The organism is Achromobacter sp. SLBN-14, from assembly GCF_006715415.1.
Lineage (GTDB): Bacteria > Pseudomonadota > Gammaproteobacteria > Burkholderiales > Burkholderiaceae_B > Achromobacter > Achromobacter mucicolens.
Genome location: NZ_VFNE01000001.1, coordinates 1,599,613 through 1,618,002 on the forward strand (window position 1 = coordinate 1,599,613; position 18,390 = coordinate 1,618,002).

Here is an 18,390-nt window from a genome sequence, read left to right on the forward strand (position 1 = left end):
TCCGGCCGGCCAAGAAAAATGGGGCCCCGCGAAGGGCCCCATCGGCAATGCAGCGAACGCGGCTAGCGCATCAGCCCATCCATTGGCTCACGGGCGCCGCGGCGTCCTGCAACGGCTGGGTCACCACGTCGATCAGCGCGGGGCCGTCGTGCTCCATGGCGGCCTTGATCGCGGCGTCCAGCTTGGACGGATCCTCGACCCGCCATGCCTTCACGCCGTAGGCTTCGGCAATGCGGGCATGGTCGGTGCGGTTGAAATCCACGCTGTAGTAGCGCTTGTCGTAACCGGCCTTCTGGCTGGCCTTGATCCAGCCATAAACCGAGTTCGAGAACACCACCATCAAGAGCGGCGCCTTGTGGCGCACGATGGTTTCCAGCTCGCCCACCGTGAAGCCGAAGCTGCCGTCGCCCATCACCGACACGCACTTGGACTGCGGACGGCCGACCCAGGCGCCCAGCGCCGCCGACATCGAAAAGCCCAGCGCGCCGTGAGCGCGGTTGGTGATGAAGTGGCGGCCGGGGCGCGAGACATCGTAGTACGCCGAAAAATACGGGCACGGGGTGCCGGGATCCGCGCACACCACCGCGTCGTCGGGCAGCAGGCGGTTCAGCGACTGCACCACGCGCTCGGGCAGGATCGGCGCATCCAGGCTGGCGGCCAGCGGTTCAAGCTGCGCGCGGCGCGCCGCCTTGGCGCGGCCGGCCAGCACGGCGCCGTCGGCCGCATCGGAGGGCCGGTGCTTGATGCGCGCCTGCACTTCGGCGGACAGCGCCTCGAGCGCCAGCTTGGCGTCGCCCACCAGGCCGACTTCGGTCAGGTAGTTGGCGCCGATCACCATCGGGTCGATGTCGATGTGCAGGATCGGCACATCGCGATTCGGGAAGCGCCAGTGCTCGGTCGAGGTCGACCCCGCGCGGCAGCCCACGAAGAGCACCACGTCGGCGGCAGCGACCACATCACGCGTCGCCATCACGCCGCCGTTCGAGCCCACCACGCCCGCGTTCAGCGGATGGGTGTCGGCCAGGCTGCCCTGCCCGCTCACCGTCACGCAGACCGCGGCCTTCAGGGACTCGGCCAATTCTTGCAGCGCGCCGCTGGCACCGGCGATGACCACGCCGCCACCGCAGATGATGACCGGCGAACGCGCGGCCACCAGCCGCTGCGCCGCGCGGGCCACGTCGGCGGGGTCCGGCGCAAAGCGCATGGCCGGGAAGCTGCCGTGCTCGGGCTGCGCCCAGACATCGGACGCATCGACCTGCTGCTTCATCACGTCATAGGGAAAGCACAGGTGCGCCGAGCCGGGCTTGCCGGTCGTCATGGCGCGGAAGGCCGCGCGCACCATGCCCGGAATCTGGTCCGCGCGATCGATCGTGCGGTTCCACTTGGTCAGCGGGCGGTACAGCGCCTCCTGGTCCAGTTCGGTCAGCGGGTACTTGCCGCGCGAGCCGACAGCCACGTCCGACGTGATGCCCAGCACGGGAATCGACGATTCGTTGGCTTCGACCAGGCCCGGCAGCAGATAGGTCGCGCCGCCGCCGCTGGGGCCTTCGCACACGCCAACCTTGCCCGTCACGCGGGCGTAGGCATCCGCCATGTAGCCGGCGCTGCGCTCATCGCGCGTCAGGATGTGCTGCATGCCGTGATCCAGGCGGTACAGCGCGTCATACAGCGGCAGCGTGGTGTCGCCGCACAGGCCGAAAATGTGTTTGACGCCGTTGTGTTGCAGCATCCGCACCATCGCTTCGGCGCCGTTCATGTGTTCCATGTCATCTCCACGTAATTCAGGAGCCGGCCCGCAGCGGCGGCATTGCCGCCGCGCCGGACCGACGCCGTTCAGTTATCCAGATTGATGTTGCTGCTCTTGATGAAGGCGCTCCAGCGGTCGTATTCCGACTTCACGTACGCATCCAGCGCCGGGCCATCGGAGGCCACGATCTCAAAGCCCGCTTCCGTGATCTTCTTCTTGATCTCGGGATCGGCCAGCACCGCCTGGAAATCAGCCGTCAGCTTCTTGACGGTGGCCGGCGGCGTGCCCTTGGGCGCGAACATGCCGCTCCACGAATAGGCGACAAAGCCCGGAAAGCCCGATTCGGCCACGGTCGGCACATTGGGCAGTTCGGGCAGGCGCTTCTCGCCGGCAACCGCCAGCGGCTTGATCTTGCCGGCCTGGATCTGGCCGCGCAGCGCCGCAAAGCTCAGCCACGTCATGTTGGCCTGGCCCCCGACCACGGCCTGGATGGCCGGTCCGCCGCCGCCGTACGGCACGTGCAACAACTCGACCTTGGACAACCGCTTGAGTTCTTCCGGCGCCAGGTGGTTCAGCGAACCGACGCCCGTGGAGGCGTAGTTGAACTTGTTGGGCGGCTGCTTGGCGGCCGCCGCCAGGAATTCCTTCAAGTTGTCCCCGGGCACGCTCGGGTTTGCGCCGATCACGAGCGGAAAGCGCACCGTCTGCCCGATGGCGACAAAATCCTTGAACGTGTCATAGGGCAGCTTGGGCTTCACGGCCGGATTGATGCCGTGATTGTCAAAGCTGACCAGCAGCGTGTTGCCGTCCGGCTCGGCCCGCGCCACGAATGCGGTGGCGATCTGGCTGGCTGCGCCCGGACGGTTTTCGACGACCACCGCGCGGCCGCCCATCTGCTGCGACAGGCGCGGCTGCAGGATCCGCGCCAGGATGTCAGTGCTGCCGCCCGGCGGATACGGCACGACGAGTATCAGCGGCCGTTCCTCGGCCATCACCGGCGCGGCGACAAAAGCGCCCCCGGCTGCGGCCAGCGTGCATACCGCCGCCAGCGTCCGCTTGATCGTTTTATTCATCAGTTTTCCCCTGCTGTTGTGGTGTTGGCCGGCACTGCCTTGGCGGGTTCGGCCTGGTCCCGCATGTAAATGGTAGAAAAACCCGTGCGTATGACGTCGGTGATCTGGTCCAGCCGCCGGCCGATGTGCGCACTGATGAGGGCGGGCAACGCGTCGAGGTCGCGCCGCTCCAGCGCATCCACGATCCGCAGGTGCTCGCCCTGCGTGTGGCTGCGGCGGCCCTGCTGCATGTCGATCCAGCGCACGAAATGAATGCGCGCATTGACGCTTTCCAGTGCGCGCACGAATTCCTCGTTGCGCGAGTAGCGCGCCAGCGCCAGATGAAAGGCTTCATCCAGTTCCAGCAGCCTGGCGGCATCGCTGTCTTCGGGTTCGTCGCGCGAACGCTCGACAAAGGCGCGCAGACTGGCCAGTTCCTCGTCGGTGGCGCGTTCGCACGCGGCCCGCACGATGCCGGCTTCCAGCACCGCGCGATATTCGTAAAGGCTGTGGATCTGCTTGGCATCCAGCAACCGCGCGATGAACCCGCGGTTGACCGACCGCGTCAGGAACCCCTCGACCATCAGCTGGTTCAGCACTTCGCGCAGCGGCGTGCGGCTGACGTTCAGGCGGCGCGCCAGTTCAACCTCGTTGATGCGTTCGCCCGGTTTGAATTCGAAACGCACCGCCATCGCCTTGACGGCGCCATACAGTTCGGCCTGTCCGGCCGACGTGCGGGCGGCGCGGGGAGCGGGTCGCGTCGAGGGTTGGGAGAGCGTCATACCGGATCGCGTGGGCAAATTTCCACTCGGGATGAAGTGCATACTAAAGTGCATACACTTTACGCGGCAACCCGGGTTTGCCCCAAGCGCGCAAGACCTGCGCCGTCTCACTGCGCGGACACCAAGGGAACGACAGGCATGAAAAAGCCCGCCGGAAAGCGGCGGGCCGATCGACGGGCAGGCATACGCGGGTAGCTTACAAACCCGTATCCAGCGTGTAATGCGCGCCGTCGCGGTTTTCGAGGGTCAGGGTGGACAAGACCGGCGTCTGCGCCGCATCGTCCTGCTGGACATGAATGCGCAGGTTCGCCAGCGGCACGTCCCAACCGCCGGTGGCGGCTTCGGCCGTCACCCCGGCCACCAGCGCCAGGCGCTCGGCCACGCCTCGGGCGTCCGCCGCGCGCGCGTCGATACGATGCAGGCTGCGGGCCCCGTTGGGATGCGCCATCAATGCCGGCGACCAGACGCACTCGGGCGTCAGGTGACGGCAGAAATACATGCGGATGCCGGGCAAGGGTTGCTCGGCAAAGCGCACGGTATGGAATCGGGCCTGAACTTCCTGGCCGTCCAGCATGGCCGGACGGGTCAGCTCTTGCACGGGGTTGACGGCAAAGCCGGCCTCACGCAACCGCGTATAGGTGGCCTCGGCGTCATAGGTGCGAAACACCAGCGCTTCCAGGCCAAAGGGCGAATCGGCAATTTCCTTGCGCGCGGGCGGCGCGCCGGGCGGCCACCCCAGCAATTCGACGTACGTGCCTTCCAGCACGATCAGGCGGTTGCACGACCCCAGGTTGTGCACGGCCTTGTCGCTGAGGTGAAAGCCCTGCCGTTCGTAATGGGGCGCCAGCGCATCCAGCCGGTCGCGCACCATGACGACGGCGTGGTCGAATTCAGTGCGGCCGACGGAATGCAGCATGAAGGCTAACCCCTTTTATCAGATCAGCTTACCGTGGCACTGCTTGTACTTCTTGCCGCTGCCGCACGGGCACGGATCGTTGCGGCCGACCTTGGGCATGGCGTTGCGCGCGGGCTGAGCGCCCGATTCCTGCGCGTCGGACGCCAGCGCCTCGTCGTAGTCCGAGTGGTGGTACTGCACGTTCTGCACGTGCGGTTGCGCCGCTTCGGCTTCGGCCTGCTCGACCTGCTCGGACGACTGCACGCGCACCGTCATCAGCACCTTGACCACATCGTCGCGCACGCGGTCCAGCATGCCCGAGAATAGTTCGAAGGCTTCGCGCTTGTATTCCTGCTTGGGATTCTTCTGCGCATAGCCGCGCAGGTGAATGCCCTGGCGCAGGTAGTCCAGCGCGGACAGGTGCTCGCGCCAGTGCGTGTCGATCGCCTGCAGCATGATCGAACGCTCGAACTGCGACCACGATTCCTCGCCCACCTGGTCGACCTTGGCCTGGTACGCATCGCGAGCCGCGGCGACCACGCGTTCGCGCAGTTCCTCGTCGTTCAGGTTGGGTTCCTTTTCCAGCATCTCCGTCAGCGGCAGATGCAGGTGCCAGTCGCCTTCCAGCGCATTTTGCAGCGCGGGGATGTCCCACTGTTCTTCCACCGATTCCGGCGGCACGTACGTGTTGAACAGGTCGGTCACCGCGGCGTCGCGCAGGTTGTGCACGGTGGCGCCGACGCTGGCGGCTTCCAGCACGTCGTTGCGCTGCGAGTACAGCACCTTGCGCTGGTCGTTGGCGACGTCGTCGTATTCCAGCAATTGCTTGCGGATGTCGAAGTTGCGGCCTTCCACCTTGCGCTGCGCGGTCTCGATCGAACGCGTGACCATGCCGGCCTCGATGGGCTCGCCCTCGGGCAACTTCAGGCGTTCCATGATGGCGCGCACGCGGTCGCCCGCGAAGATGCGCATCAGCGAATCTTCCAGCGACAGGTAGAAACGGGACGAGCCCGGATCGCCCTGGCGGCCGGCGCGGCCGCGCAACTGGTTGTCGATACGGCGCGATTCATGGCGCTCGGTGCCGATGATGCGCAGGCCGCCTGCCGCCTTGACCTGCTCGTTCAGCGGCTTCCATTCCGCGCGGATCTTTTCAATGCGCGCGGTCTTCTCGGCTTCGGACAGCGATTCGTCGGCGCGGATCAGGTCGACCTGCTTGTCGACGCTGCCGCCCAGCACGATGTCGGTGCCGCGGCCGGCCATGTTGGTGGCGATGGTGATGTGGCCCGGCTTGCCGGCTTCGGCCACGATCTCGGCTTCGCGGGCGTGTTGCTTGGCGTTCAGGACCTCGTGCGGCAGCTTGGCTTTCTTCAGAAGGCCGGACAGCAGCTCGGAGTTCTCGATGCTGGTCGTGCCAACCAGCACGGGCTGACCGCGCTCGTGGCAGTCACGGATGTCTTCGAGGATGGCGTTGTACTTTTCGCCGTCGGTCTTGAAGACCTGGTCGTTCTGGTCCTTGCGGACCATGGGCTTGTTGGTCGGGATGATGACCGTTTCAAGCCCGTAGATTTCCTGGAATTCGTACGCTTCCGTGTCGGCCGTGCCGGTCATGCCGGACAGCTTTTCGTACATGCGGAAGTAGTTCTGGAACGTGATCGACGCCAGCGTCTGGTTCTCGTGCTGGATCTTCACGCCTTCCTTGGCCTCGACGGCCTGGTGCAGGCCATCGGACCAGCGGCGGCCCACCATCAGGCGGCCGGTGAATTCGTCCACGATCACCACTTCGCCGTCCTGCACGACGTACTGCTGGTCGCGGAAGAACAGGGTGTTGGCGCGCAACGCCACCATCAGGTGGTGCATCAGCGCGATGTGACGCGGGTCGTACAGCGATTCGCCTTCGGGCAGGATGCCCAGGCGGGCAAGAATGCCTTCGGCGTGTTCGTGGCCGGCTTCCGACAGGTAGACCTGCTGGCTCTTTTCGTCGACCCAGTAATCGCCTTCGGGTTCCGGCTCCTGCGGCTTGGGCTCGTGCGCCATGCGCTTGAGCAGCGGCGGCACCGCGTTCATGCGGACGTAGAGTTCGGTGTGGTCTTCGGCCTGACCCGAGATGATCAGCGGCGTGCGGGCCTCGTCGATCAGGATCGAGTCCACTTCGTCGACGATCGCGTAGAACAGCGCGCGCTGGCGGCGGTCCTCAACACGGAATTCCATGTTGTCGCGCAGGTAGTCGAAGCCAAATTCGTTATTGGTGCCGTACGTGATGTCGGCGGCGTAGGCAGCCTTCTTTTCTTCGTTCGGCTGCTGCGGCACGACCACGCCCGTGGACATGCCCAGGAAGCGGTACAACCGGCCCATCCATTCGGCGTCGCGGCGGGCCAGGTAGTCGTTCACCGTGACCACGTGCACGCCCTTGCCGGCGATCGCGTTCAGGTAGACGGGCAGCGTCGCCATGAGCGTCTTGCCTTCGCCCGTGCGCATTTCGGCAATCTTGCCGTTGTGCAGGGCGATACCGCCCAGCATCTGCACGTCGAAGTGCCGCATGCCGAAGACCCGCTTGCCCGATTCGCGCACCACGGCGAAAGCTTCGGGGAGCAGATCGTCCAGGGACGTGCCCTGGGCGTGGCGGGAACGGAATTCGTCGGTCTTGGCCGCCAGTTCCGCGTCGGAGAGCGCGGCGATCTTGGGTTCGAGCCCATTGATCTGGGTTACCAGCTTGCGATACTGCTTAAGCAGCCGATCGTTGCGGCTACCTATGAGTTTTTTGAGCAGAGAAACCATGCGTATTGTCGGCCGCACAAGCCATGCCGCACCGCCAAAGCGTGCGTGGCATCACCCGTGACTTGATGTTATTGGTTGAGCGGGAGTCCGCCGGGAAACGATCCAGTTTAACGCACCTGAAGCGTAATAGCCTGGACCTATGACCAGGGTATCACTGTTGGCCGGTTTGACCGGCCAACCCGCCGTGGGTTCACGGCGCGGCGGCTTGCGCGACGGCGGGCGGCGCCGGCTGTTGCTGGGGACCGAGGAACAGGCGCGGATCCAGCGGCTGTCCGGCAAGGCGGACCTCGAAATGCAGATGCGGACCCGTGGAACGGCCGGAGCTTCCCACGCGCGCGACCTGCTGGCCGCGTTCGACCAGATCTCCCTGCTTGACCAGCAGCGAAGACGCATGCGCGTAGCGGGTGATCAGGCCGTCGCCGTGATCGATCTCGACCATGTTGCCAAAGCCGGGCGCCCATTTGGCCTCAAGGACCACGCCCCCCGAGGCGGCCAGGATCGGCGTGCCCGAGGGCGCGGCGAAGTCCAGCCCTTCGTGCATGGCCGACCGGCCCGTCACCGGGTTGCGGCGCCAGCCATACGAGGACGTCAGATAAGGGTAATCGGTGATGGGCATGGCGGTCGGCATGCGCGCCTGATCCGCCGAGCGCTTGGTGAGCGCGGCGTCCAGCAGCTTCAGGTTGTCGGTTTGCTGCGAGAGCCGCGCCTGGATCTCGTCAAGCTGCCGGCCCAGCGCCTCGGCCGACGCCGCGGTGGGCGGCGGATGGTCGGTGAACAGATCGTCCATGACCTGCGTGGCCTCCGGGTGGGCCGGCGCTTCGGGCGCGGCCGACGCAAGCTGCTGGGCCAGTTCCGGGTCGGTGTAGGCCACGCCCGCCACCTTGGCCACGCGCTGGCCCAAGCCGTCGATGCTGACCAGCTTGGCCTGCAGCGCCCCCACCTTCGAAGCCAGCAAGTTCATGTTTTCACGCAGGAAATCGGCGTCGCGTCCGGGCTGTTCGGACAGCGGCCAACCCATCGTGTGCACGGCGGGAAGGATGGGAGTGATGTATCGTTGAAGCGCGGCGCCAAAAATGGCCGCGGTAATCAAGGCGCCCCCCAGAAACAACGCCAGTCGCGCGCCGCCCAGGGTGAAATGCCCGTCCTGCCCTTCGCGGGCGTGCATAATCACGATCTTCAAGGTTTGCTTCCTAAATCTTTTAAAGCCGGCATGAATAGACCCGCTTCATACCGTCAACGTTCCAGTTCCAGCCGGCGCGTAGAAAATACCGCCCTGGGATGGCTGGGTCATGACATGCGGGGCGCCGGCGTGTTGGCGACTGCCCGCAAGCATCTGCAAATTCAGTATGCGGTGGCGGCGGTGTTGCCCGCTCCGCTGGGTGCCGTGTGCCAGGTCGCCAAGCTGGAAAACCTGTGCCTGCACCTGGTGGTGCCCACGGCCGCGCACGCGGCCAAGATGCGTCAATTGGCGCCGCGCATTGCGCGGTCGCTGGCCGATCAAGGCTGGAACCTTAACGAAATTGCCATCAAGGTACAAGCGGGTTTGCCCAAGCCTGGCTCCCGTCAGCCGCGCCCTCCCAAAGAGGCGCAACCCCTGGGCGACAAGGCCCTGGGCGCGTTCGAAACGCTACACGGCAATCTGCGGCCGGGTCCTTTGGCCGACGCCGTCGCCAAGCTCTTGAAGCACCACAAGAGTAGCTGAGCCGACCGGCTTTGTCCGGCAACTGGCAGGGCTGGAAACGTCACGAAACCCACTTTTCAGACCAATGGCCACATGGTCTGCTACCGGTTTGCGACTATCGCGCCAGGGGATGACGGCCAGTGCCGTCCTTAAGCAGGAATCCAAACAGAAACCCGCGCGGAGTCGGGGTCACGCCCCGGGCGCGGGTTCAAGGGCAAGCTGGCGTCAGGCCAGCTTCCATTCGTGGCGAAACGCCTGCGGCGCTTCTGCCTGCGATTCGTACGTGACGATTTCCCAGGCGTCGCGCTGCTCGAGCAGCGCGCGGGCCAGCTGGTTATTCAGGCCGTGGCCCGACTTGCACGCCACATAGCGCGCCACCAGCGGCTTGCCAAGCAGATACAGGTCGCCGATGGCGTCCAGGATCTTGTGCTTGACGAATTCATCGTCGTAACGCAGCCCGTCGCTGTTCAACACGCGGTACTCGTCCATGACGATGGCGTTGTCCAGGCTGCCGCCGCGGGCCAGGCCCATCGACCGCAACGCCTCGACTTCATTCACGAAACCAAAGGTGCGCGCCCGCGCGATCTCACGCACGTACGAGTGCGTGGCGAAGTCGATTTCCGCAAAGTTCGCCGTCGAGTCGATGGCGGGATGGCGGAAGTCGATCGAGAAGGCCAGCGCGTATCCCTCATGGGGTTCGAGGCGCGCCCACTTCTCGTTGCGGCCTTCACCTTCGCGCACTTCTACCGGCTTCAGGACGCGGATGAATTGCTTGGGCGCGTTCTGCTCGACGATGCCCGCCGAGCGCAGCAAATACACAAACGTCGCCGCGCTGCCGTCCATGATGGGGACTTCTTCGGCAGTGAGGTCGACGTGCAGGTTGTCGATGCCCAGGCCGGCCAGCGCCGACATGAGATGTTCCACCGTCGACACGCGGACATTGCCCTGCTGCAGCACGGAAGCCATGCGGGTATCGCCCACGCCCGTGGCTTGCGCGGGCAGGTCGACGACCTGCGGCAGATCCACACGGTGAAAGACGATGCCGGTGTTGGGCTGTGCCGGACGCAGGGTGAGCTCCACCCGCCGTCCTGAGTGGACGCCGACGCCTGTCGTGCGGACGAGATTCTGAATGCTGCGCTGTCGGAACATGAGACTTGGAATTTTGAACCCGGAAGCCGGCAAGATAAGTACGTATTGCCGGCGTAACCGAAGTATTGTAACGCTGTCCGATCCGTGCCGCCATCCAAACTGGGCGCGCAGACCGATGTATACCTCCGTCCCTTATTTATCGTGCAAGGGAAACACGGCCGCTCTGCCTCCGGTTCGCCTGTGGGGACGGGCGAACCGGAGATGAGGGAGTGCAGTTAGAGCCGTTGACCGGCTCTAGGTTCAGTCCGCCTGCTTGCGCAGGAAGGCCGGGATGTCGAAATGATCCATTCCCGAGCTTTCCAGCGCGCGCACCTGGGCCGACGCCTGGCTGCGCGGATTGCGCATGACCGACGGCATGTCCAGATTGCGGTAGTCACCACCTTGACCGGCCGGCATCGTGCCCATGGGCATGTTGTCGGTGCCGGTGCGCAGCACTTCAGCGGTGTTCTGCACCAGTTGCGGACGGGCTTGCGCACGGCCCAGGCCGGTTGCAACCACCGTCACGCGCAGGTTTTCGCCCATGGACTCGTCGTAGGCGGTGCCGAAGATCACGGTCGCGTCGTCCGAAGCGTAGCTGCGGATCGTTTCCATGATTTCGCGCGTTTCGCGCATCTTCAGCGAGCGGCTGGCGGTGATGTTGACCAGCACGCCACGCGCGCCGTTCAGATCCACGCCTTCCAGCAGCGGGCAAGCAATGGCGTGCTCGGCGGCCACACGTGCGCGGTCAGCGCCCGATGCCGACGCCGTGCCCATCATGGCCTGACCCTGCTCGCCCATGATCGTCTTCACGTCTTCGAAGTCGACGTTGACGTTGCCTTCGACGTTGATGATTTCGGCGATACCCGCGCACGCGTTGTGCAGGATGTCGTCGGCCGAACGGAAGCAGTCTTCCTGCGTCGCGTCCTCGTCCATCAGTTCATAGAGGTTCTCGTTGAGCACCACGATGAGCGAATGCACGTGCTTGGCCAGTTCCGAGATACCGTCCTCGGCCATCTTCAGGCGCTTGTTGCCTTCAAAGGAGAAAGGCTTCGTGACCACGCCAACGGTCAGGATGCCCAGTTCCTTCGCCACCTCGGCCACGACCGGACCTGCACCGGTACCGGTGCCGCCGCCCATGCCCGCGGTGATGAAGACCATGTGCGCGCCGTTCAGCGCGGCACGGATTTCCTCACGCGCGGTTTCCGCCGACGCGCGTCCCTGCTCGGGCTTGGCGCCCGCGCCCAGGCCGGTACGGCCCAGACGAATCTGCACCGGCGCATTGGTTGCCGCCAGCGCTTGCGCATCGGTGTTGGCGCAGATGAAATCCACCCCGTGCACACCGCTGCGAATCATGTGCGCGACGGCATTGCCGCCCGCACCGCCCACACCAACGACCTTGATTACGGTCCCTTTGGTGTTGTTCTCAAGCATCTCAAAGTTCATCATGATGACTCCCTCACAAGTCCGAATTTGCAAATCACAAAAATTCCCCGACAACCTATCTTTTGTGAATCGCCTCAAAGCCGACGCCGGCTACATAGGCCCGCCACGGGTTTGAGACGCCTCCTCTTTCTGGCGCTCCCCGCTAGACAGCCGCGGTTCGCACCAAGGAGCAGGCCCCAACCTGCACCCTTTAATTCATGAACCACTCCTTCATGCGCGCAAGCAGACTCTTGAAATTGCCCGTCTGCGCGGCCACCTTGCGGCCACGCACACGCTGCATGCGCGCTTCCTGCAGCAGCCCCATCACCGTCGAGAAGCGCGGATTGCGCATCACGTCGGCAAGGCTGCCTTCGTACTCGGGCACCGCCACGCGAACCGGCTTGAGGAACACGTCCTCGGCCAGTTCGATCATGCCGGGCAGCTGCGCGGATCCGCCGGTCAGGACCACGCCGGAAGCCAGCAGGTCCTCGTAGCCGGAATCGCGCACCACCTGCTGCACCAGGGTGAACAGCTCTTCGACGCGCGGCTCGATCACCGCGCCCAGCGCCTGGCGCTTGACCTGGCGCGGGCCGCGATCGCCCAGGCCCGGCACTTCCACGGACTCGTCCGGGCTGGCCAGCACCTGCTTGGCCACGCCATAGCGCAGCTTGATTTCTTCGGCATCGGGCGTGGGCGTGCGCAGCATCGCCGCAATGTCGTTGGTGATCTGATCGCCGGCGATCGGCAGCACGGCGGTATGGCGGATCGCACCGCCGGTGAAGATGGCGACGTCGGTCGTGCCGCCGCCGATATCGACGAGGACGACGCCCAGTTCCTTTTCGTCCGCCGTCAGGACGGCCAGGCTGGAAGCGAGCGGTTGCAGGATCAGATCCTGCACCTCGAGGCCGCAGCGGCGCACGCACTTGACGATGTTCTGCGCGGCGCTGACCGCGCCGGTCACGATGTGCACGCGCACTTCCAGGCGCAGGCCGCTCATGCCGATGGGCTCGCGGATGTCTTCCTGGCCGTCGACGATGAACTCCTGCGTCAGCACGTGCAGCACCTGCTGGTCGGTCGGGATGTTCACCGCCTTGGCGGTCTCGATGACGCGGGCGACGTCGGTGGCGGTGACTTCCTTGTCCTTGACGGCGACCATGCCGCTGGAATTGAAGCTGCGGATATGGCTGCCGGCGATGCCGGTGTAGACGTCTCGAATCTTGCAATCTGCCATCAGCTCGGCTTCTTCAAGCGCGCGCTGAATGGAATTCACAGTGGTCTCGATGTTGACGACCACGCCCTTACGCATGCCGCGCGATTCGTGCTGGCCCAGGCCTAGCACCTCGAAGCGGCCTTCAGGCAGGATTTCAGCCACCACAGCCACCACCTTGCTGGTGCCGATATCGAGGGCGACGATAAGGTCCTTGATGTCACGGGTCATGGCGTTAGCGTTTCTTGGGAGGTTTCGGTGTGGATTTGGATTTGGTTTCCGACGCGGGCAGCGGGGCCAGCGCCAGGGCGAAACCATTCGGATAGCGCAGGTCGGCCTGCGTGACGGTGCGCCCTTCCAGGCGCCCCGCCACGGTGGGCCACGCCTGCACAAAGCGTTGAATACGAGCCGCGAACGGCAAGGCGCCGGGCAGGCCATGCGGGTCCGGCGCGTCGGCGCCCGGATCGCGGCCCAGGTCCAGCAGCATGCCGTTGGACAACACCACACGCCAGGCATAGCGCGGGCTCAGTTCCAACTGTTCCACATGCATGTCCAGCGGCGCGAACCAGCGCGCCAGCTCGGCGTAGCGCTGCACCACAAGCGCTTCCGTGCCATCCGGCCCGGAGAACTGCGGCAGCACCGTGTCGTCGTCCACCTCGCCCGTGTTGGCCGTGAACGCCTCGCCCCAGGTGTTGATCATCTGGTTTTCGTTCCACAGCGCCAGCGGCTGCTGCTCTTCGATGCGCACACGCAGCACGTTGGGCCAGATCCGCCGCACGGTGGCGTGCCGGACCCACGGCACCGATTCGAAGATCTCGCGCGCGTCGTCCAGGTCCACCGTGAAGAAATTGCCCTTCACGCGCCCGGCGATCGCCGAACGCACCGCGCCCGTCGACACATAGTGCAGATCGGTGTCCGGCATCGATTCCAGCTCGATCGCCGTCAACGTGAAGTACGGACGCTGCGCCACCCACACCACGCCCGCGATGAGCATGGCGGCAACCGCCAGCACGGCTAGCGTGTTGGCGATCAGGTTGGTAGTACGAGCGTCGTTCCACACGGAATATCCAGGTCAAGCGTTGCGGGCGTGGCCGTGCACCTTGCACGAAGCCTCGGACAGGATGGCCACGCACAATTCTGCATAGCTGATCCCCACGGCCTTCGCGGCCATGGGCACCAGGGAGTGGCCGGTCATGCCGGGCGAAGTATTCATTTCAAGCAGCCAGGGTCGGTTGTCGCCGTCGAGGATGAAATCCGCGCGGCCCCAGCCTTCGCAGCCCAGCGCCTGATAGGCCTTTACGGCAATCCGCGCGACTTCTTCAGCCACGTCCGCGGGCAAGGCGGCCGGGCAGAAGTACTGCGTGTCGTCGGAGAAGTACTTGTGTTCGTAGTCGTAGTTGCCGCCGGGCGCGGCGATCTCGATCACCGGCAGCGCGCGCGCGGCCTTGCCGGACCCGACGATCGCCACGGTCAGTTCGCGTCCGGTGATGAACTGTTCGGCCAGGACCTCGCTGTCGTAGCGCGCGGCAGCGGCGTAGGCTTCTTTCATGTCCGAGTAACCGACGACCTTGGTGATGCCCACGGTCGAGCCCTCGTGCGGCGGCTTGATGATCAGCGGCAACTGCAGGCGGTCCGGAACCAGGCGCAGATCGGTATCGGCGTCGAGCACTTCAAAGTCGGGCGTGGGCAGGCCATGCTGCAGCCAGATGCGCTTGGTCATGGTCTTGTCCATGGCCAGCGCCGATGCCATCGGGCCGCTGCCGGTATAGGGGATGCCCAGCAGTTCCAGCGCGCCCTGAAGCGTGCCGTCTTCGCCGTAGCGGCCGTGCAATGCGATGAACACGCGGTCAAAGCCTTCGGCCGCCAGCTCGGCAAGGCTGCGCTCGCCGGTGTCGAACAGGTGCGCGTCCACGCCGGCGCTGCGCAGGGCTTCCTGCACGCCCTTGCCCGACATGAGCGAGACTTCGCGCTCGGCGGACCGGCCGCCGTACAACACACCTACCTTGCCGAATTGCTTGCTCATGCCAGCTCTCCCACCTGGGCGGGGACCTTGCTGATCGAACCCGCCCCCATCACGATGACGACGTCGCCATCGCGCACGAAATCCACGACCGCCTGCGGCAGATCGGCCACATCTTCAACAAACACCGGCTCGACCTTGCCCGCCACGCGCAACGCACGCGACAGGGCGCGTCCGTCGGCCGCGACCAGCGGCGGCTCGCCCGCGGCGTAGACCTCAGTCAGCAACACCGCGTCGGCCGTGCCCAGCACGCGCACGAAATCCTCGAAGCAATCGCGCGTCCGCGTGTAGCGGTGCGGCTGGAAGGCCAGCACGATGCGGCGGTCGGGCCAGGCGCCCCGCGCCGCGGCCAGCGTCGCGGACATCTCGACGGGATGGTGACCATAGTCGTCGATCACCGTGAAGGTGCCGCCCCCGTGGTTGGCGGGCACCGCGAATTCACCCGTCTGCGTGAAGCGGCGTCCCACGCCCTTGAACGAACCCAGCGCCTCGCAGATGGCCGCGTCGGATACGCCCAGCTCGGTCGCCACGGCGATCGCGGCCAGCGCATTGCGCACGTTGTGCAGGCCGGGCAGGTTCAGTTCGACATTCAGCGGCGGCAGCAGCGTGTCGCGATGGGTGCGTTGCACGTTAAAGCGCATGCGCGTGCCGTGGGCCTGCACTTCATAGGCGCGCACCTGGGCGTCCTCGTTCAGCCCGTAGGTCGTGATGGGACGCGACACGAACGGCATGATCTCGCGCACGTTGGCGTCGTCCGAGCACAGCACGGCGCTGCCGTAGAACGGCAGGCGCTGCGTGAATTCGATGAAGGCGCTCTTCAGGCGCGCCACATCGTGGCCGTACGTGTCCATGTGATCGGCATCGATATTGGTCACGATGGCCATCACCGGCAACAGGTTCAGGAACGAGGCGTCCGATTCGTCGGCCTCGACCACGATGTAGTCGCCCTGCCCCAGCCGCGCGTTGGCGCCCGCCGAATTCAGCCGGCCGCCGATCACGAACGTGGGGTCCAGGTCGCCCGCCGCCAGCACGCTGGCGACCAGGCTGGTCGTGGTGGTCTTGCCGTGCGTGCCCGCCACGGCGATGCCGCGCTTCAGGCGCATCAGCTCGGCCAGCATGATGGCGCGCGGCACCACCGGGATGCGCGCGGCGCGCGCTGCGATCACTTCGGGGTTGTCGCCGGCCACCGCGGTGGACGTGACGATGGCGCTGGCGCCCGTGACGTTGCTGGCGGCATGGCCGATCGCGATCTTCACGCCCAGGCCGGCCAGGCGGCGCGTCACCGCCGACTCGTTCAGGTCGGATCCGCTGATGTCGTAGCCCAGGTTCAGCAGCACTTCGGCGATGCCGCTCATGCCCGAACCGCCGATGCCTACAAAATGGATATGTTGAATTCTGTGTTTCATGATGAACGCCCCGCTGCTTGTTCACAGACGTCGGCAATATGGGCGGCCGCGTCGGGACGCGCATGCGCGCGGGCCCGGACGGCGACAGCCTCGAGTTCTTGTCGGGTGCGCTGGCTCAGCCAGTCCGCCAGCCACTCGGGCGTCATGGCGGTCTGCGGCTGCAGCCAGGCGGCCTGCGCGTCGCTCAGGAAGCGCGCGTTGGCGGTCTGGTGGTCATCGATCGCGTGGGGGAACGGCACGAACAGCGCCGCAACGCCGGCAGCCGCCACTTCGGACACCGTCATGGCGCCCGCGCGGCAGATCAGCAGGTCGGCGTCGGCCATGGCGCCCGCCATGTCGTCGATGAAGGCGCGGCAGTCGGCCTGAACACCCGCTTGGGCGTAGGCCTGCTGAAGCGCCGGCAAATGTTGTTCGCCGGCCTGATGGACGATCGTCGGCCGGCGCTCGAGCGGCAGACGCGCAAGCGCCTGCGGCACGGTGGTGTTCAAGGCTTGCGCTCCCAGGCTGCCGCCCACCACCAGCACGCGCAGCGGGCCGGTGCGGCCGGCATAGCGTTCGGCGGGATCGGGCAAGGCGCACAGGTCTGCACGCACCGGGTTGCCCATGGCTTCACCCTTGGGCAGCACGCCGGGAAAACCGCTCAGCACGCGGCGCGACATCTTGGCCAGGCATTTGTTCGCGGTGCCCGCGACGGCATTCTGTTCGTGCACGACCAGCGGCGTGCCGCGCAGCGCAGCGATCACGCCGCCCGGGAACGCCACGTAGCCGCCCATGCCAAGCACCACATCGGGACGCACGTCGGACAGCCGCGACCACGCCTGCGCAAATGCGCGCAGCAACAGGAACGGCAGCTTGAGCAGCGCGGACGCGCCCTTGCCGCGCACGCCCTGGAAACGCAGCGGCACCAGTTCGATGCCGCGCGGCGGCACGAGACGGCCTTCCATCTTTTCGGGATTGCCCAGCCACAGCACGCGCCAGCCGCGTTCGCGCAGCACGTCGGCCACGGCCAGACCGGGCATGATGTGGCCGCCAGTGCCACCGGCCATGATGAGAATGGTGCGCGCGGCGGTCATACCCGTCCTCCGCGCATCATGATTCGATTTTCCACGTCGACCCGGATCAGCATGGCCAGCGCGCACAGGTTCATCACCACGCCCGAGCCACCGTAGCTCATCAGCGGCAGCGTCAGACCCTTGGTGGGCAGCAGGCCCAGGCACACGCCCATGTTGATGAACGATTGCACGCCAAACCACATGGCCACGCCGTGCGCAACCAGCCCGGCAAACGTGCGCTCCATGGCGATGGCCTGCCGGCCGATGTCGAAACCTCGGTAGACGATGATGGCAAACAGCGTGATCACCAGCATCACGCCAGCAAATCCCAGCTCCTCGCCCACCACGGCCATCAGGAAGTCGGTGTGCGCTTCGGGCAGGTAATGCAGCTTCTCGACGCTGGCGCCCAGGCCCACGCCAAGCCATTCACCGCGGCCCAGCGCAATCAGCGAATGCGACAACTGATAGGCACTGCCGTATGCGTTGTCTTCGTTCCAGGGATCCAGGTACGCAAACAGACGCGCACGGCGCCATGGCGACAGCCAGATCAGCATCAGGAACGTGCCCACCAGCACGGCGAGCAGGCTGCTGAAATACTTGCCGTTGATGCCGCCCAGGAAGAGGATGCCAATGGCAATGGCCACGATCACCATGAAAGCGCCCAGGTCGGGCTCGAGCAGCAGCAGCATGCCCACGCCGGCCAGCGCAAACGCCATCGGCAAAAAGCCGCGGGCAAAGGCCTGCATGTGCTCCTGCTTGCGCACGGTGTAATCCGCCGCGTACAGCAAGGCTGCAAGCTTCATCAGTTCGGACGGCTGGAAGTTCAGCGGACCCAGCGGAATCCAGCGGTGCGCGCCGTTGACCTCGCGGCCGATCCCCGGGATCAGCACGGCCACCAGCAGCACCATCGTCACCACGAAAAGCGGCACGGCCAGACGCTGCCAGACGCGGATGGGGATCGACAGCACCACGGCGGCGCCGACCAGCCCCGCGCTCACGAACAGGCCGTGGCGGATCACGAAGTAGTAGCGGCCATAGGACGCATAGCGCGGGCCGTCGGCCAGCGCGATCGACGCCGAATACACCATCAGCAGCCCGAGCAGCAGCAACGTCGAGGCCGCGATCACGAGCGGCATGTCGAAGTTGCGCATGCGGGTACGGCCGGGCCGTACGGCGTTGACGCTGGCGGTGAGGTCGGCGATCAGGCTCATTGCGCGCCCTCG

General features: G+C 65.7%; 15 protein-coding genes. 1 reads left to right on the forward strand and 14 read right to left on the reverse strand.

The features are described 5' to 3' along the window. Positions 1 to 70: 70 nt before the first annotated feature. The 6 genes from FBY20_RS07340 to FBY20_RS07365 form a co-directional block, all read right to left on the reverse strand. Entirely contained in the window at positions 71 to 1,765 is a 1,695-nt protein-coding gene (locus tag FBY20_RS07340) for a thiamine pyrophosphate-binding protein (protein WP_056320792.1), read from the reverse strand. A 68-nt stretch (positions 1,766 to 1,833) separates the two neighbouring features. Further along, complete coding sequence (locus FBY20_RS07345; protein WP_142051195.1) at positions 1,834 to 2,820, reverse strand: tripartite tricarboxylate transporter substrate binding protein; 987 nt, start codon at positions 2,818 to 2,820, stop codon at positions 1,834 to 1,836. Beyond that, the gene (locus tag FBY20_RS07350) at positions 2,820 to 3,581 is read right to left on the reverse strand and encodes a GntR family transcriptional regulator (protein WP_056320787.1); all 762 of its coding nucleotides are present in this window, start codon (positions 3,579 to 3,581) and stop codon (positions 2,820 to 2,822) included. Before FBY20_RS07350 ends, FBY20_RS07345 begins: the two co-directional genes overlap by 1 nt. A gap of 196 nt (positions 3,582 to 3,777) precedes the next feature. After that, complete coding sequence (locus tag FBY20_RS07355) at positions 3,778 to 4,497, reverse strand: VOC family protein (RefSeq protein WP_056320784.1); 720 nt, start codon at positions 4,495 to 4,497, stop codon at positions 3,778 to 3,780. A gap of 18 nt (positions 4,498 to 4,515) precedes the next feature. Beyond that, positions 4,516 to 7,251 carry a preprotein translocase subunit SecA gene (secA, locus tag FBY20_RS07360; RefSeq protein WP_056320781.1) on the reverse strand — a complete coding sequence of 912 codons (2,736 nt, stop codon included), beginning with the start codon at positions 7,249 to 7,251 and terminating at the stop codon, positions 4,516 to 4,518. Positions 7,252 to 7,441: 190 nt separating this feature from the next. Continuing rightward, positions 7,442 to 8,416, reverse strand: a complete 975-nt coding sequence (locus FBY20_RS07365) for a M23 family metallopeptidase (protein WP_056322654.1) — start codon at positions 8,414 to 8,416, stop codon at positions 7,442 to 7,444. 129 nt (positions 8,417 to 8,545) lie between these two features. Here FBY20_RS07365 and FBY20_RS07370 point away from each other — a divergent pair, with 129 nt between their 5' ends. Further along, positions 8,546 to 8,953, forward strand: a complete 408-nt coding sequence (locus tag FBY20_RS07370) for a DciA family protein (RefSeq protein WP_081101088.1) — start codon at positions 8,546 to 8,548, stop codon at positions 8,951 to 8,953. A gap of 204 nt (positions 8,954 to 9,157) precedes the next feature. Here the strand turns inward: FBY20_RS07370 and lpxC are convergent, their stop codons facing one another. The 8 genes from lpxC to ftsW all read right to left on the reverse strand — a co-directional run bounded on the left by lpxC (position 9,158) and on the right by ftsW (position 18,378). Further along, positions 9,158 to 10,081, reverse strand: a complete 924-nt coding sequence (gene lpxC / locus FBY20_RS07375) for a UDP-3-O-acyl-N-acetylglucosamine deacetylase (protein WP_056320776.1) — start codon at positions 10,079 to 10,081, stop codon at positions 9,158 to 9,160. Positions 10,082 to 10,321: 240 nt separating this feature from the next. Next, on the reverse strand, positions 10,322 to 11,506 hold the full coding sequence (ftsZ, locus tag FBY20_RS07380; RefSeq protein ID WP_056320774.1) for a cell division protein FtsZ: 1,185 nt from the start codon (positions 11,504 to 11,506) through the stop codon (positions 10,322 to 10,324). A 187-nt stretch (positions 11,507 to 11,693) separates the two neighbouring features. Beyond that, complete coding sequence (ftsA, locus tag FBY20_RS07385) at positions 11,694 to 12,920, reverse strand: cell division protein FtsA (RefSeq protein WP_006217473.1); 1,227 nt, start codon at positions 12,918 to 12,920, stop codon at positions 11,694 to 11,696. 4 nt (positions 12,921 to 12,924) lie between these two features. Beyond that, the gene (locus tag FBY20_RS07390; RefSeq protein WP_056320771.1) at positions 12,925 to 13,749 is read right to left on the reverse strand and encodes a cell division protein FtsQ/DivIB; all 825 of its coding nucleotides are present in this window, start codon (positions 13,747 to 13,749) and stop codon (positions 12,925 to 12,927) included. 12 nt (positions 13,750 to 13,761) lie between these two features. Further along, on the reverse strand, positions 13,762 to 14,712 hold the full coding sequence (locus FBY20_RS07395; protein WP_056320769.1) for a D-alanine--D-alanine ligase: 951 nt from the start codon (positions 14,710 to 14,712) through the stop codon (positions 13,762 to 13,764). Continuing rightward, positions 14,709 to 16,115 carry a UDP-N-acetylmuramate--L-alanine ligase gene (gene murC, locus FBY20_RS07400; RefSeq protein WP_128829957.1) on the reverse strand — a complete coding sequence of 469 codons (1,407 nt, stop codon included), beginning with the start codon at positions 16,113 to 16,115 and terminating at the stop codon, positions 14,709 to 14,711. The genes FBY20_RS07395 and murC overlap by 4 nt, the downstream gene beginning before the upstream one ends. After that, positions 16,112 to 17,188: an undecaprenyldiphospho-muramoylpentapeptide beta-N-acetylglucosaminyltransferase gene (gene murG / locus FBY20_RS07405; protein WP_062841643.1), complete on the reverse strand. Its 1,077-nt coding sequence runs from the start codon at positions 17,186 to 17,188 to the stop codon at positions 16,112 to 16,114. Before murG ends, murC begins: the two co-directional genes overlap by 4 nt. Next, positions 17,185 to 18,378: a putative lipid II flippase FtsW gene (gene ftsW, locus FBY20_RS07410; RefSeq protein WP_056320760.1), complete on the reverse strand. Its 1,194-nt coding sequence runs from the start codon at positions 18,376 to 18,378 to the stop codon at positions 17,185 to 17,187. Before ftsW ends, murG begins: the two co-directional genes overlap by 4 nt. Positions 18,379 to 18,390: the final 12 nt, after the last annotated feature.